The 16,013-nt window shown below is 42.0% G+C and carries 14 protein-coding genes and 1 pseudogene; 10 read left to right on the top strand and 5 right to left on the bottom strand.

Going from position 1 to position 16,013, the window contains the following annotated elements:
- Genes C2M33_RS10360 through C2M33_RS10350 form a run of 3 tightly spaced genes read left to right on the top strand, consistent with a single transcriptional unit; the run spans nucleotide 1 to nucleotide 2,965 of the window.
- Nucleotides 1-705: a spondin domain-containing protein gene (locus tag C2M33_RS10360; RefSeq protein WP_054563701.1), complete on the top strand. Its 705-nt coding sequence runs from the start codon at nucleotides 1-3 to the stop codon at nucleotides 703-705.
- 59 nt (nucleotides 706-764) lie between these two features.
- Nucleotides 765-1,490, top strand: coding sequence for a response regulator transcription factor (locus tag C2M33_RS10355; protein WP_105174406.1), 726 nt, complete (start codon nucleotides 765-767; stop codon nucleotides 1,488-1,490).
- Nucleotides 1,490-2,965, top strand: coding sequence for a sensor histidine kinase (locus C2M33_RS10350; protein WP_105174405.1), 1,476 nt, complete (start codon nucleotides 1,490-1,492; stop codon nucleotides 2,963-2,965). Before C2M33_RS10355 ends, C2M33_RS10350 begins: the two co-directional genes overlap by 1 nt.
- Nucleotides 2,966-2,986: 21 nt before the next feature.
- Here C2M33_RS10350 and C2M33_RS10345 read toward each other — a convergent pair whose 3' ends face one another.
- Together C2M33_RS10345 and C2M33_RS10340 are read right to left on the bottom strand one after the other, a co-directional pair.
- The gene (locus C2M33_RS10345; protein ID WP_063700615.1) at nucleotides 2,987-5,152 is read right to left on the bottom strand and encodes a S9 family peptidase; all 2,166 of its coding nucleotides are present in this window, start codon (nucleotides 5,150-5,152) and stop codon (nucleotides 2,987-2,989) included.
- Between the two features lie 130 nt (nucleotides 5,153-5,282).
- A pseudogene (locus C2M33_RS10340) lies at nucleotides 5,283-8,680 on the bottom strand (S8 family serine peptidase).
- 247 nt (nucleotides 8,681-8,927) lie between these two features.
- Between C2M33_RS10340 and C2M33_RS10335 the strand changes: the two are divergent.
- Together C2M33_RS10335 and C2M33_RS10330 are read left to right on the top strand one after the other, a co-directional pair.
- Complete coding sequence (locus C2M33_RS10335) at nucleotides 8,928-9,398, top strand: DUF2721 domain-containing protein (RefSeq protein WP_063700612.1); 471 nt, start codon at nucleotides 8,928-8,930, stop codon at nucleotides 9,396-9,398.
- Between the two features lie 91 nt (nucleotides 9,399-9,489).
- Complete coding sequence (locus tag C2M33_RS10330) at nucleotides 9,490-9,942, top strand: c-type cytochrome (protein WP_063700610.1); 453 nt, start codon at nucleotides 9,490-9,492, stop codon at nucleotides 9,940-9,942.
- Between the two features lie 61 nt (nucleotides 9,943-10,003).
- Here the strand turns inward: C2M33_RS10330 and C2M33_RS10325 are convergent, their stop codons facing one another.
- Complete coding sequence (locus C2M33_RS10325; protein ID WP_063700607.1) at nucleotides 10,004-10,654, bottom strand: cytochrome b/b6 domain-containing protein; 651 nt, start codon at nucleotides 10,652-10,654, stop codon at nucleotides 10,004-10,006.
- Between the two features lie 152 nt (nucleotides 10,655-10,806).
- On the opposite strand from C2M33_RS10325, the gene C2M33_RS10320 reads away from it, so the two are divergent.
- The gene (locus tag C2M33_RS10320) at nucleotides 10,807-11,514 is read left to right on the top strand and encodes an AzlC family ABC transporter permease (protein ID WP_105174422.1); all 708 of its coding nucleotides are present in this window, start codon (nucleotides 10,807-10,809) and stop codon (nucleotides 11,512-11,514) included.
- Nucleotides 11,511-11,810: an AzlD domain-containing protein gene (locus tag C2M33_RS10315; RefSeq protein ID WP_063700605.1), complete on the top strand. Its 300-nt coding sequence runs from the start codon at nucleotides 11,511-11,513 to the stop codon at nucleotides 11,808-11,810. Before C2M33_RS10320 ends, C2M33_RS10315 begins: the two co-directional genes overlap by 4 nt.
- Here C2M33_RS10315 and C2M33_RS10310 read toward each other — a convergent pair.
- Nucleotides 11,807-12,961 carry an iron-containing alcohol dehydrogenase gene (locus C2M33_RS10310; protein ID WP_063700603.1) on the bottom strand — a complete coding sequence of 385 codons (1,155 nt, stop codon included), beginning with the start codon at nucleotides 12,959-12,961 and terminating at the stop codon, nucleotides 11,807-11,809. The two genes, C2M33_RS10315 and C2M33_RS10310, sit on opposite strands and share 4 nt — an antisense overlap.
- Nucleotides 12,962-13,123: 162 nt before the next feature.
- On the opposite strand from C2M33_RS10310, the gene C2M33_RS10305 reads away from it, so the two are divergent.
- Entirely contained in the window at nucleotides 13,124-13,990 is an 867-nt protein-coding gene (locus C2M33_RS10305; RefSeq protein ID WP_063700602.1) for a LysR family transcriptional regulator, read from the top strand.
- Between the two features lie 67 nt (nucleotides 13,991-14,057).
- Nucleotides 14,058-14,540: a glutathione peroxidase gene (locus C2M33_RS10300; RefSeq protein ID WP_105174404.1), complete on the top strand. Its 483-nt coding sequence runs from the start codon at nucleotides 14,058-14,060 to the stop codon at nucleotides 14,538-14,540.
- A gap of 52 nt (nucleotides 14,541-14,592) precedes the next feature.
- Here the strand turns inward: C2M33_RS10300 and C2M33_RS10295 are convergent, their stop codons facing one another.
- Nucleotides 14,593-14,781 carry a PA3496 family putative envelope integrity protein gene (locus C2M33_RS10295; protein ID WP_082389337.1) on the bottom strand — a complete coding sequence of 63 codons (189 nt, stop codon included), beginning with the start codon at nucleotides 14,779-14,781 and terminating at the stop codon, nucleotides 14,593-14,595.
- A gap of 391 nt (nucleotides 14,782-15,172) precedes the next feature.
- Between C2M33_RS10295 and C2M33_RS10290 the strand changes: the two genes are divergently transcribed.
- Nucleotides 15,173-15,973, top strand: coding sequence for a YggN family protein (locus C2M33_RS10290; protein ID WP_063700707.1), 801 nt, complete (start codon nucleotides 15,173-15,175; stop codon nucleotides 15,971-15,973).
- Nucleotides 15,974-16,013: the final 40 nt, after the last annotated feature.

The following is a 16,013-nucleotide window of genomic DNA, read 5'->3' as shown; positions in this document are numbered from 1 at the left end:
ATGCGCTTTTCAAAAAGCTTAATTATCCTCGCATTGAGTGCCAGCCTTGCGGCCTGTGGGGATTCAGATAATAACGAGGTGGAAGTAACAGATCCTGTAATGCCCGTTATGAGCTATGAATTTACAGTACAAGTTACGAATTTAACCAATGCCCAACCATTGTCACCGATTGCAGCCATTGCTCACTCTGAGGGTATGCTTTGGCAAATAGGTGAACCAGCTTCTGCTGCGCTCGAATTAATGGCTGAAGGAGGAGATAACAGTGAATTATTAGCAACTGATTTTGCTATGGCCTCAAGCTCAGCTGAGAGTCCACTCCCTCCAGGTGAGCAAGTCACTTTAATGCTGAGTACTGAGCAGCTTGATTCATTAAAAATCAGCTTAGCGACCATGTTGGTGAATACAAATGACGCGTTTACCGGTCTTAATGCAATAGACGTGTCTTCGTTAGCGGTTAATGAGTCACTGTCTCGCACTAGTTTTGCCTATGATGCAGGCACAGAGGCTAACTCTGAAGCACAAGGCACGATCCCAGGCCCTGCCGACTCAGGCGAAGGCTACAACGAAATGCGTGACGATATTAACCGTGTTGCAATGCACCCAGGTGTGGTTAGTCAAGATGATGGCCTGACAAACTCAGTGCTCACCAGCCAGCATAAGTTTGATAACCCGGTTGCTCGGATCACGATAACGCGGACGCAATAATAATCGCACTCCTTACACAGAAGGTCATAAGGATGTGCCTCTGTGATTTGGAGTGAGCCATGCGCCAAGAAAAATTATTAATCGTCGAAGATGATAGAGCAATCCGCCAACTTATCAGCACACAATTGCACTGCCTAAACTTACATATTGATGAAGCCTCGAGCGCAGAAACTGCAATAAAGAAGCTTGCCAGCTCAAGTTATGGCTTAGTACTGCTTGATATTAACCTGCCACAAATGGATGGCTTGAGCTTATGTCGCAAAATTAAAGAGCACTACCCAAGTATTGCCGTTATTTTACTGACCGCACTCAGTAGCGATATGGACAGAGTGATTGGTCTGGAAATGGGCGCTGATGATTACATTTGCAAGCCGTTCTTCGCTAGAGAGTTACAAGCACGAATAAAAACGCAATTACGGCATAGGTCACAACTTATAGCAGCTCAATCACACCATGAAGATAGCGCTCAAGCGGCAATTCAACTTGGAGAGCTACACATTGAATTTGCCAGCCACCAAGCATTTTTAGCTGACCAAGCAATTAACTTAACCGCCACCGAATTCGATTTACTGGTCTATTTTGCTAAACATCCAAACCATGTTTTTAGCCGCCAGCAGCTACTAGACCAAGTATGGGGCTATCAACACAGCGGCTACGAGCATACGGTTAATTCCCATATAAACCGTTTACGCAGTAAGTTTGAGCAACATCACCCAGCCAATTTTATCGAAACAGTTTGGGGTGTAGGCTATAAATTAAACCCCGGTCAATTGAGTGCAAACTAATGAAATCAATGACGCTTTATCAAAAACTCGCTTGGTCATTAGTGCTTATTTTTAGCCTGTTGTGCGCACTGGTTTTAAATTGGAGTAAGCAATTAGAGCAAAGCTCGGTACACCATGCTCAGCAAAACTTGCACCTTCAATTAGCCGAGCATTTAGTGCATGATAACCCACTGATCCAGCAAGGTGTGTATGACTATAAGGCACTAGAAAACTTATTTCACACGCTGATGATACTTGGTCCTGCATTTGAGTTTTATTTTGTAGACCCAGAAGGTCATTTACTGACTTATTCAGCTAAACCAGGGCAAGTCGTGAGGCAACAAATAAACTTAAGCCCAATACAGCAGCTACTCGACAACCCCACTGCCACGCCAATTTATGGTGACGATCCACGTAGCAAGGATGGCGTAAAAATTTTTTCGACCGCACCAGTTTATAATCAGCAACAACTGCAAGGCTATTTGTACGTGATAATTGGCGGGCAAGCTTACGATACAACCCTTAAAAACATTAAAGCCAATGATAACCTTTGGCTTGCCGCAATGTGGTTTATAGCCGCCTTAGTTGCGCTCTTTATTGCGATGTTGCTGTTATTTCGGTTTTTCACCTTACCGCTCAAAAAACTCAATAAAGAGCTTAATAAAATAGAAGCGGCTAACTACAGCCTAACCAAAATGTCATTGGACTCTAGCTATACAGCTGATGATGAAATTGGCAATTTAAGCAAAGGCGTCAATGCCATGCTGGCGCGTATTGATGAGCAATTTAAGTCATTACAGCACGCTGATAAGCAACGCCGAGAGTTGCTCACTCATTTATCACACGATTTACGTACGCCACTCTCTTCACTGCACGGCTTTTTGGAGGTGATCAATAAACCGGATAGCCACTTAAACGAGCCTGAGCAACGTCATTATCTCAACCTTGCAATGGATAACTGCCAGCAACTAAAACAGCTGATTGAACAAATTTTTGAGCTGGCTAATTTAGAGTGCGGCCAAGTGAAAATACAATCCGAGACCTTTAATTTGGGCGAGTTGATTTATGATTGTGTGGCAAAGCTTGCTCTAACAGCGCAATCAGCAGGTATTTCGCTCAAGGTTATTCCCGAAATTTGCGATTTTACCGTGACAGCAGATATTGCAAAATTAGAGCGGGTGCTTACAAACTTAATCGAAAATGCCATTCGGCACACCCCAAATGGCGGTGAAATAGCCGTTAAAGTTAGCCAGCAAAGTGATCAGTTATACGTGGCAGTGTCTGATACCGGGGTTGGTATTCATGAGGATGAACTCAATGCGATTTTCGAACCTCATTATCAAGCACGTAATAGTATAAAACGAGGCTCAACAGGCTTGGGACTTGCTATTTGTAAGCAACTGCTCACCCTAATGGATAGTGAAATAAACGTAAAAAGTACCCTAGGAAAAGGCAGTGAATTTCGTTTTAATTTAGCAATGCAGGCATCCGCTTAATCACGGATGCCTGTGTTGTTATTATTTTTCGATACCCGCTAAATCGAGCATAAAGGCGTAATATAAAGCGGTATCTTGCAAGCTTTTAAAGCGCCCAGAAGCACCACCGTGCCCTGCTTCCATGTCGGTTTTGAACAGCAGCAAGTTATCATCGGTTTTATATTCACGTAGCTTAGCAACCCATTTTGCAGGCTCAAAATACTGAACTTGAGAGTCGTGTAAGCCGGTGGTGACTAACATATTTGGGTAAGCCTGCTTCTTAACTTGGTCATACGGCGAATATGACAGCATGTAATCGTAATAGACTTTATCATTCGGGTTGCCCCACTCGTCATACTCATTCGTTGTCAGTGGTAAGCTGGCATCTAACATGGTCGTGACTACATCAACAAAAGGCACTGCTGCAATCACCCCTTTATAAAGATCAGGCGCTTGATTCACAACAGCCCCCATTAGTAAGCCACCTGCACTGCCACCCATGGCAAAGATATTATCCTTATCACCATACTTTTGAGCTGCTAATGATTTAGTCACATCAACAAAGTCATTAAAGGTGTTTTGTTTTTTCAGCAACTTGCCGTCTTCGTACCAAGGACGACCCAGCATTTGTGAGCCACGGATATGCGCAATCGCAAACACAAAACCACGATCAAGTAAGCTTAATCGAGAGCTAGAAAAGCTCGGATCCATGGTCGCACCATACGAACCATAACCATATTGCATAAGCGGATTCGAGCCGTCTTTTTTGAACTTGTCTTTACGATAAACAAGGCTCACAGGAACATCGACACCATCTCGGGTGGTCACGTAAACTCGCTCAGAGGCATAATTGTCAGGATTAAAATCACCTAACACTTTACGCTGTTTAAGCAGGGTTTTTTCGCCACTTTCTAGGTTGATATCGTAGCTGCTGCCTGGCGTCGTCATACTTGAATAGTAAACACGTAAGTTAGGGTTATCTAACTCACCATTACCATAACTAAAGACCATATAAGTTGGGTCATTAAACGCTACGACTTGCTCTTGTTGGTTACGAAGGTCACGAATAGTGATACGGGTTTGCCCCATTTCTCGCTCTTCGTATACCAAATGATTGTTAAATAACTCGATGCCTTCAAGCTTTACGTTATCACGACCAGCAATTAGCGTTTGCCATTGCGCTTTATCATGCGCTTTATCGCGGTGCACTTTCATAAGTTGAAAGTTAACTGCATTTAAATTAGTAACAATGTAATACCAATCGCCTAACTTTTTGATGTCATATTCAAGCCCTGCTTCGCGTTCAATAAAACGTTTTGGCATTGCTTTGACATCATTAGCATCAATAACCGAGACGCCAGATGCACTGGTGCTACCATGACTAATATAGATCTCTTGTTGGTCTTTGCTCTTGTAAATACCGGTGTAATAACTAGTGTTTTCCTCTTCGTAAACGAGTTCATCGTCAGCTTGCGGGGTGCCTAGCGTATGGCGATATACTTGGTAGCCTAACAGCGTTTGTAGGTCTTTTTTGATGTAGTAAAAGGTTTTGTTGTCATTCGCCCACACGACATCACCTTCTGTGCCTTCAAGGCTTTCTGTGAGCATTTTACCTGTGGTTAAATCTTTTACTTTAATTGTGTAAATACGGCGACTCACGGTATCTTCACCATAAGCAAGCAAATTGCCATTTGGGCTCACAGCTAAACCGGTTACGGCAAAATAGTCATGATTTTTAGCAAGCTCATTCACATTTAAAATAACCTGCTTATCTTCTCCTAGGCTATCTTTGCTGCGCACATAAACCGGGTATTCGTCATCACCGCGCGTTTGTGAGAAGTAGTAATATTCCCCTTTTTTTGTCGGTACGGTATCGTCATCTTTCTCAATACGCCCTTTAAGCTCTTCGAATAGGGTGTTTTGTAGCGTTTGAGTATGTGCCAGTTTACTTTCAACATACGCATTTTCAGCATTCAAATGAGCAATAACAGCGGCATCTTTGCGTTCATCATCACGCATCCAATAGTAGTTATCGATACGTGTGTCACCATGAATGGTCATTTCATGAGGTATTTTTTTGGCGACGGGTGCTGCAATCTGAACTTGCTCTGTAATAACAGCTTGTTCTTTATTATCTGGGACTTTATTACACGCTGATAGAACAGCTAAAGAGAGTGCCGCAAGGCAAAGTGAATGGCCAACTTTCATGGGATTCCTGTGTTCGTTTTTATTATTCCGTCTCCAATATAAGTAAAAAAACTGCAATATATAAGTAGCCTTTGTGAAGCAATGTAAAAAGGGAGCCGAAGCTCCCTTTTATCAATTACTTATCAAGTAATTACTTTTGCTTACGACGACGCATAAATGCGAACGGTGCAGCAAGTAATGTTAACCATGCTAGTGAACCTGAAGAAGATTTCTTCTTCGGCTCTTCAACTACAACTGGTTCTCAGATGCTTCATCAGCTAGGTTGTTAACTGTAACAGTTACCATCGCAGACTCTGAAACATTACCTGATCTGTCAGTTGCAACAACTTCAAGCTCAATTGATGTTAAACCAGCGTCATAATCAAGTACGTCTTGATTCATAACTACAACATCACCTGAAGATGTTACTGACACAGCCGTTGACGTTGAGCTAATTACGATAAACTCAGTTACAGGGCTTGCTAAGTCAGCACCGTAAGTTGCTTCTAAGGTACCAATTACCGTACCGTTTTCTGCATTTTCATTTACTGAGAACTCAGCATCAGCAACAACTGGTGGAGTGTTTGAATCAGATTCAGGTGTTGCAGCATATGCTTTAGAACCTGAGTCTGAAAGGATCATGAAATCTTCACCTGCATTGTATAATGTCGCTGAAGCACCTGGTTCAATTGAACTAACCACTTCACCAGCGTCATCAACAAGCATTGCATATACATCGCTTGATGCATCAGTGAATGTGTAAGTACCCATTGCAACATCACCTTCACCTGATGCAATTGGCGTCCATGTTTCTTCTTCTGTACGGAAACGAATGCTTGCACTCGCTTTACCCATATCTTCAGCAGTTAGACCAAATGCTTCAATACAGCTTTGCATTGTCAGGTGGTTATTACCGATGATTTGGTAAACATTGTCTAAGAAACCAGACGCGCTACCGTAACCGTGTGTAAAGGTAATTGCTGTGCCTGGCTCAACATCGTAGAACCATTCTAACTTACCATTTTGTACCGTTACATCGTATTCGCCATCTTGGTCCATATCGAAGTCAGCCATGAAGCCACCCACATAAGAGTGTGTAATACCTTCATTTAGAACAAGCGTCGTTAATGTCACAAAACCGCTTTCACAGATTTCAGTTGATACAGCAAACGTTTCGATTGACGCACCCACTAAGTCAAAGCGTTGGTCTTCATCAACATCATCAGTCATTACTGTTGGCGCGAACACTGGCTCAAGTGCTACAGCACCTGTATTTGTCACTTCATGTGCAACACCATTATCTGTTACCACAGGCATGAAGCTCATTGCTGCATTTGCTTTTGGTAATACGTGATAAACAAGGTGGAATGCTTCATCACTACCTTCAGAGAAGATTAACGCACCATCAAGTTCTAGGTTAGTTAAATCAGCCGTTGCATCTTGTGAGCCGATATTGTCATCCGTTAATGTCCACTCTGGTAACGTTGCAGGATCAATTGTCGCAGTTACGTCGAATGACATTGTTTGACCTGCAGGCACTGTGATTGACTCTGGGTAATCAAGAGCGAATGAACCACGCTCAACATCATCTGCATAACGTTGTTCAAGAGAAAGCGTGTACACTTTATCTTCGTTAGAGAAGTTCTTAACTTGAACTGTTTTAGTTAGCTCAACGGTTTCTGATGCATTCACTAAACCAAACGAAAGTGCTGCTTGTTTAGTATCTGCAGCCCACGCTGCAACTGGTAAGTTAGCCGCTTTGTTTACATCAACAAGACCCGCACCGATGTAACTAATTGGTGCAAGCTCAGCATCAGGGTTGATTGCTAATGGCTCCATAGTCACATTTAGGTTTGCAGTGTTCATTAACGTCGCTTTGATTTCAAACGCGTTACGCTCTGGTAGCGCTTCTTTCAATAAGCTCACCGCACCTGCTGTGATAGGACCAGAGAATGATGTACCCGTTGCGCCTGTAAGACCATCACCAAGACCCGGATGAGCAGTCATGATGTTAACACCTGGTGCAGTAATTTCTGGTTTTAACAGACCGCCCATTGAAGGACCACGCGATGTGAAGTCTGCAATCGCACCAGACATAACAAGACGCTCAACCGTTAAATTAAATGTACCGCCCGCTTTAAGCGCCGTACCTGCTGCAAATGTTACGCCTACTGAAGGAATTGTAACAAGTGGCTCAGAACCACCCATAGGTGCTGGCGTACCATCATCAGTGTTGTTTGCGATAATAACAAATACTGCGCCTTTTTCTTGTGCGTAATATACTTTCGCACTGAAGTTACACGCACCACGGTCAAGAATTACGCCTTTACCTGTGAAATCAACATCATCAGCAAACGCTTCACATGCTGTTTGGTTTGCGTCAGGGTAAACTAGCTCAAGGTTGTCACTGGTGTAACTGAATGCGGTTTGTGGACCGAAGCTGGCTGGTTGTACAATCGCTTCTTCACCATTAACTGTACCACTACCAACTGATTCTTCACCTGTAGGGTGAGTCATTGCACCTACTGAAAGAGCGTTTTCAGTTGTACTTGGACCACCAACGATGAACGGGTATGCACCGTCATTACCAGCAGAGATAACAACGTTTGTGCCAAGCTTAACTGCTTGGTTGATGAATAGACCTACAGCATCGTTGGCAATATCACCGTAATCACCACCTAGTGACATATTTACAACGTCAACACGGTCGCTCATATCACCGTCACCATTCGGATCCATTGCGCTTTCAAGTGCTAATAATTGCGCAAGACCTGGACAGCCACTATTACACACAGAGTAAACGAATAAATCTACGTTTGGCGCGATACCGTTCACAGAGTGAGAAACGTGTGTACCGTGGTTAGTTGTCACATCGATAGGGTCAGCATCATCATTAATAAAGTCGTAGCCGCCTAATACCTTACCTTGTGGCCAATCTACAGAAGCAGGGTCAGCAATCGCTGCAGCATATGCTTCATCTGTACCCGCACCGCCAAAAGCAGTGTGAGTGTAGTCAATACCTGTATCAAGTACAGCAACACGAACACCTTCACCTGTTGCTAAACCATTAGAAACTAAAGGCGTTGCTTCAATATAGTCAGCGCTGTCAGCAACATGCAACTCATAATCGTATACTGGGTAAATGCCCTCAACTTGAGAATTCGATAGTAACTTAGCAACATCTTGCTTGTTACCATTCACTACGATTGAACTTACTAATGTTGATGTTTTAGCAACAACTTGTACTGGTAAATCCATGCTATTAATAGCTTGTTCTACGTTTGCTTGCGCTACTTTTGCTTGCGCTTGAATCGATGCTACATCTGCACCCATTGTTTTCGCATTAATTGTTGCTGGAGCATTTAATTTTACTAGCCAGCTTGTCGCTTCACGATGAGCTTTCTGTTCTTTTTTAGTGACGGCGCTCGATTTAATTAATTTTTTACCGGCAAGATTATATTTAGAAAAGTCATTAGCTTGTGCACTAGCGCACATTGCACTGGTTACAGCCAAAGCAACTGCAGTTCTTTTTATTAGATTATTAGACATGGGTTCCCCTGGGATATGTTATGTTATCGTCTAAATAGTGATTGAAACTACGTTTCAGTCCCAATATAAAACGGAAACCCAAACAAGAACAACATTTCCGTTACATTAGCGTTACATTCAGTGCGCAACCGAACAACAAAACAGCTGTAAGCATATGTTTTTTTGAGGTTTAAACATGCAAGCTAGAGTTGTAAACATTTGTAAATGAACATCATGTATTGAGTTTTAATAAATAGAGTACGGTTAAATGAATTCAGAAGTAATCAACATTCTTACTATGGCAAAAGTGATTCAAACTGCTGTTGCACCGGTCTTTTTAATTACCGGTATTGCAGCAACGTTAGGCGTGCTTTCAAACCGCTTAGCGCGTATTACCGATCGAGCGAGACAGTTAGAGCGTAAGCTTAAAGTCAGTACCGATGAAGACTTCAATAAGTCGCTGACAACAGAGTTAAGAGCACTGTTAAAACGCTCACGCTGCATTCATATTGCATTTAGTCTGAGTGTACTCAGTGCTTTATTGGTGTGCGCCGTGGTCATGTGCTTATTCTTATCACACATTCAATCAATTAATTTAAGCGTGACGATTGCTAGCTGTTTTGTGGCTGCTATGGCACTGTTGATTTGTGGTTTTTTATCTTTATTAGGCGAGGTTTTCTTAGCAACAAGAAGCATGCGCCGCGGTATGATCTTCGCCGATATTGATATTAATGATTAATTAAGATTAACCGCAATACACTTGAATATTATATTGGGCTAAGATACAACTCAGTTAGTTTACTTTTATGACATCTTAAGGGGCAAAAGGAATGAAATTAAAACAATTAGTACTAGGTGCAATGCTTTCAACAATGGCACTGGGCGCATCAGCAAATTCTGTATTTGAAGAACCAAGCGATGCAATCGAGTATCGTCAGGCAGCATTTTCAATGATCCGCGTACAAATTGGTGACATGGGCGATATGCTAAAAGGAAAAGTACCTTTTGATGCAGAACGTTTTCAAAAGCGTGCAAACAATGCAGCGGCATTATCAAAAATGCCTTGGGAAGCTTTTGTAGCGGGTTCCGATAAAGGTGATACATCTGCACTTGCAGCTGTTTGGAGCGACAACGAAACCTTCATGAAAAAAGCAGTCGCTTTCCAACAATATGCTGATGAGCTAGCAGTAGCTGCACAAAGTGGCGACCAAAAAGTAATTGGTAAAGCATTTGGCGCATGGGCTAAAGGTTGTAAAGATTGCCATAAGTCTTTCAAAGACTAGTCTAGTAATCATTTAAACTAAAAAGGCGCTTATTAGCGCCTTTTTTCATGTTTTGAAGTTGCTACCCAAGCAAATAGCTGAGCGGCTCTGCGCCCCACGTCGTAAATAACACCACTAAGCATACTGCAAAAATAATAAAAGCGAGTACGGGTGATTTAGTGACTGGCTCAGTGACCGATACCTGATCGCTACTGCCCGTTAGCATGGGTTTTACTAAGTTCTTACCCTTGATACGGTAAATCACAATCGCCAGAATATGTAACACTATGGCATACAACAAAATATCAAAGTTTAGATGGTGCAACCAACCAGCAAGCTCTACGGTGTCTGTTGATACATGCGCCACCAGCGGGCCATCCGTTAAAATATCGTCACTAGTCATTAAGCCCGAGGTTAACTGCACAATAAGCAAAACAAAGAAAGCGATCACCATATAACTACCCGCCGCACCATGACCCGCCTTATGCTCACTGCTTTTAAACGATTTTATTGCCGCAACAGGCGAATGAATAAGTGCAGAGAGTTTTGCCGTTTTGCTACCAACAAGGCCCCAAACAAGGCGTGTAATAATAAGCGCCAAGGTAAAGTAGCCTGCAGCAAAGTGCAGCTCCAACATACCTTCTTCAGCACTAAAATAGAGTGTTGCGATGGCCGCAACTAATAACCAATGGAAGCTTCTTATAAAGCCATCCCATACTTTAACTTTAGACATTGTAACTTTCCCTTTAAAAGACGCTTATAACTTGCAGATATGAAATTTCAGCAACGGGTTCGGCTATACATTATTGCAAACTTCAGTTATTTTGACACACCTCTATTTCAGCCGTTTTGATCTGAGCCATAACAACAAACATGAGCGATAAGATGCATAAATCAACAATAAGAGCCTTGCTAAAAGGATTTTTCGACATGCTCCCCTTATGCCTTGCGGTGTTACCTTGGGGGATTTTATGTGGTTCGTTAGCTGTTCAAAATGGCTTCAGTGCTTTAGAAACACAAGCTATGTCGTTGTTGGTATTTGCAGGCTCAGCACAACTCGTTGCGATTGAATTAATGGCCGGCAATACCCCGCTTTTAACTATCTTATTTACCACACTCATTATTAGCTCACGGCACTTTTTATATGGTTTAGCTATTCGTCACAAAGTCATTGATCAACCCTTTCGTTGGCGCCTGCCTGTGAGTTTTGTATTGACGGATGAATTATTTGCTTTTTCGCATCATCGCAAAGCCTATCGCACAAAAGTGCGCCTTATTTATGCACTCAGTGCCGGGTTTAGTTTTTATATTGCCTGGAATATCTGGACCCTGCTTGGTATTGTCGCAGGAAGCCTCCTCCCCGATTTAACACACCTAGGGCTTGATTTCGCCATCGCAGCCACGTTTATTGCTTTAGTTATTCCGGGTGTAAAGAACCTTGCAACACTGGCTACTGTAATCACCGCTGGCGTTGTTGCAACGCTATTAAAAAATCAGGGCTTTCAACTTTGGCTTGTCACTGCGGCTCTTATCGCTATGACAGTGGGTTACCTAATTAGTCGCTGGCAGGCAAAAGTGGAGCATACACAATGATGACCACCATTTTATTAATGGCGTGTATCACCTTCTTCACACGTTACTTATTTTTGCACCGTGCATTACCGTTTAAAGTCGGCCCCAAAATGCAGCAATTCTTAAGTTTTAGCGCCCCAGCAGTACTCACCGCAATTTGGGTGCCCATTGTGTTTATTAATGACGAAGGGATAAATCTAGATTGGCAAAATCCCTACCTAAGTGCTGCTATCGTATCTGTTATCGTGGCTTATAAGACGCACAACATATACTACACAACACTGGCAGGGATGGGATTATTTATAATCTTAAGTTAAACGCTCGCTAGTAAAATCGCGCGGCTTTTTTCAAGTGTAACTTGCTCACGCTCACCAAGCGCCGTCATACCATGGCGCTCAAGCTGCGCAACAAGTTTATCTGCAACACTTTCATCTAGCTTATAATCGCTTAAACGAGTTGGCATTTTAACACTATGGAAAAATGCTTCTGTTGCAGCAATGGCGTTATCAATCGCCGCATCTTCATCGCTGATATCAAGACCTAACACTCGCTCTGCGTATTGTAATAGCTTGCCACGCTTCGTGTCTTTTTGCTCTGCCATCATACGCGGTAATACAATCGCTAATGTTTGTGCGTGGTCCAAGCCATACACCGCAGTCATTTCGTGGCCAATCATGTGGGTTGCCCAGTCTTGTGGTACACCTGCACCAATCAAACCATTTAATGCCATAGTTGCTGACCACATAATATTCGCACGCACTTGATAGTTATCAGGCTCAGAGAATGCTTTTGGCCCTTCTTCGATAAGGGTCATTAAAATCCCCTCAGCAAAGCGGTCTTGTAATTTGGCACCCACATCATATGTTAAGTATTGCTCCATCGTGTGCACAAACGCATCCACAATACCATTCGTTACCTGACGCTCAGGTAATGAGAATGTCACTGCAGGATCAAGAACTGCAAAACGAGGACGCACAAACTCACTGGCAAACGGCAGTTTGTCTTGCGTTTCTAAGTTTGATACAACACTGAACGTGTTTGATTCTGAGCCAGTTGCAGGTAATGTCAGTACAACGCCAAGTGCTACTGCAGATTTAACTTCAGCGCCTTTTGCTAAAATATCCCATGGTTCGCCAGTAAATTCTGCCGCAGCGGCAATAAATTTACTACCATCCACCACTGAACCACCGCCTACAGCTAAGATATAGTCAATTTGCTGCTCTTTAACCAGCTCTACCGCTTTCATACATGTTTGGTAACTTGGGTTTGGCTCAATACCCGCAAATTCAAACCAAGTATGCTCACTTAATGCGGCTTTAACTTGATCATAAACACCGTTTTTCTTGATGCTACCGCCACCATAAGTAACAAGCACCTTGGCATTTTTTGGGATCTCATTTTGAATTTCTTTAATTTGTTGCTCACCAAAATGAATTTTGGTTGGATTCTCAAAGCTAAAATTTAACATGCTTACTCCCTTATATTTGTGAGTATTAATCAGTGACTCGACTATTGTAGTTGTTTTTATATAGGGATAAAGCCAGAAAATTGATAATCACTTTTGCAGACATGCAACAATAAACAGCCTAAACTGCTATTAATTTACTGAGGCATTCTAGGGTACAAGATAATGTGGCAAGGCTTAGAGGAATTTTTATATGTTGTTGAGCACGGCAGCTTTACTCATGCAGCAAAGGCTATGGAAGTATCAACTTCACATATTAGCCGGCAAATACAACAACTTGAAAACCGTTTAGGCTCGGTGTTATTTCAACGCACCACTCGCAAAATAAGTCTTACCGATGCAGGCCGTGAATACGCAGTAAAATTAAAAGCAATTCGCCAAGAGTTAATCGATGCAAACAATCAATTACAAGGTGAACAACGTCAACCCAAAGGGCTAATTCGCATCACAGGAGCAGGCGAGTTTGTGGCAAACCAAGTTGCACCGAAAGTGGCTGAGTTCGTAAAGCGTTATCCTGAGGTAGAAGTCGATCTCGACTTTAATAGCCGCAACGTCAATTTAGTTGAAGAAGGCTTTGACTTAGCTATCCGCTTTGGCAGGATGCAAGACTCGAACTTAATTGCCCGCCCGTTATGTAAGCGTGCTATGACACTTGTTGCTAGCCCAGAATATTTAGCCAACCACACTCCCCTCAAAACACCTTACGATCTGGCTGAACATAATTGCTTAATCACCATGCGAAAACGTTGGCGATTTAATATTGACGAAGAAATCAAAGAAGTTCGTATTGATGGTAATTGGCGCAGTAACCACCCACAGGCAATTTTAAATGCTGCTGTAGCTGGAGTTGGCATCGCCCACTTAGCGTTAGATATTGTGGAGCCTTACTTAAAAAATGGCCAATTGGTTAGTATTCTGGATGAGTTTCAGGTTGGTGATAATGCATCTTGGTTAGTCTACCCAAGAAAAGATCTATTACCGTTTCGTGTACGTTTACTAATAGAACACTTAACCAATGCATTTGCTGATTAAAATTTACCCTTTTAGAAAAATGCCAAGCACGTTAGAATCACTGCAACAATAATAAAAAGTTATCACTATGAGCGAATTTCACCAACTCTCTGCTACCAGCCTGCAAGGCCAAACCGTTGACTTTTCTGATTTTGAAAACAAGGTCGTACTTGTTGTGAACACTGCAAGTAAATGTGGCTTCACTCCACAATATGAAGGCTTACAAGCACTGCATGAAAAATATCATGAGCAAGGCTTAGTAATAATTGGCTTTCCTTGTAACCAATTTGGTAAACAAGAGCCTGGGGATGCGAAGGAAATTAAAGAAGGCTGCCTTATTAACTATGGCGTTAGCTTTTTAATGATGAGCAAAGTCGATGTGAATGGCGAACACGCTCACCCTGTCTTTAGATACCTAAAATCAGAGTTGCCGGGCTTTATTACCCGCAAAATAAAATGGAACTTCACCAAGTTTTTAATTGGTAAAGACGGCAAAGCCATTAAGCGATATGCGCCACTAACAAAACCTGAGCAGCTCGAGTCAGACATTGTTACTGCACTTAGCAAGTAGCAATGTCTTAAAGCAATAAAGAGGCAAATTGCCTCTTTATCTAAATTTATGCTTAGTCGTTCAAGTACTCGTCAAAGTCGTCATCGCCTAAGTTTCTACGCAAGCGTTTTTGTTCAAGATAGTCTTCCAACTTCTTCTTAACGCGTTGCTTTTTCTTGTCGTGTTGATTACGCCCGACCATTTCGTACTCGTCTTCAACAAAATCGTCATCTAGCGCGTCATAACTAAATGTCTTACCCACAACCCACTCCATAAAGTGTTTGAGACCAATTCAGGAGATTAAAATTTGCTCGATGAATTGGCAAAGATTAAAAAGCTCAGTAGTAATTTAGTATCTAAAAAACCACCAAAATAAAGCCATATACCCATGCTAAATAGGCCATATGTCAATATTGTGAATAAATAGCGCTAAATTCGATTTCTGAAAAGTGAGAGTTTTTTATCGTTTCGATAAAACACATTTATGCTCGTGTATTTTTTAGTTAATTTGACTAAAAAGTGGTTAAAACTTTATTTTTATCACTTTAGTAAAAACAGCCAAAATAACACAACAATTTGAAATATATGAAATTATTAACTTTGGCATCTTAATTGATTATGTGTTTGTGTCATTTCAAACAGGAAAGAAAAAAATGAAAAAGTTATTGTTAGTAAGTTCTTTATTTATCGCTACCAGCGCAATGGCTCATAACGATAATGATACAAATATTTCATTCAGCGGTGAGCAATGTGATGTTGAATTTAAAAATGATGTACGCATCACACCTAGCGAGTTAGAAGTATACACAGCCGATAATCGCACAATGAAAATCATCGATCAGCACACTTTGTATATCGATGGTCAAAGCGTATCGCTTGATGCTTCACAACAGCAAGCAATTGCAGATTACTCAGACAGCTTACGCAGCCAACTTCCTGAAGTAGCAAATATTGCACTTGATGGCGTAAAAATCGCAGGCGTAGCAATAGAAGAGGTGTCAAAAGCCTTCAATATTGACGGCCTAAACGACATTTCAGAATTAATGGACGATATCAGCGTAGAAGTGCAAAACGCTTTCTATCAGCAAGGTGCGTTCACCATGGGTCAGCAAAATTTCGAAAAATTTGGCCAAAACTTTGAAGACCAATTTGATGAGCAAATCGAATCAGCAGTCGAGTCAGCCATGATGCAATCAATGGGCAGTATTTTAGTGGCGCTAGGTTCTGAGCTTTTAGGCTCAGGTGGCGACATGGATGAATTTGAACAACGTATGGAAAACATGGGCGCACAAATCGAAGCGCGTGTAGAAACACAGGCAGCTCAACTGGAAGAGCGCGCAGATGCATTATGCGGCAGCTTTGCAGATATCGCTCACAAAGAACAAGAGTTAGTGGCGCTAGTACCAGAGCTAAGAGAGTACCAACTATTTACTTTCAAACAGAACGCAGAGTAATTGACGAATTAACATCCCTGAACCAAAAACTTGGTCCTTT

The sequence above is a fragment of the Pseudoalteromonas sp. T1lg122 genome, from assembly GCF_002964825.1.
Lineage (GTDB): Bacteria > Pseudomonadota > Gammaproteobacteria > Enterobacterales > Alteromonadaceae > Pseudoalteromonas > Pseudoalteromonas gelatinilytica.
The sequence above is the reverse complement of the archived record's forward strand: the minus strand, read 5'-3'. Positions and strand labels throughout refer to the sequence as shown.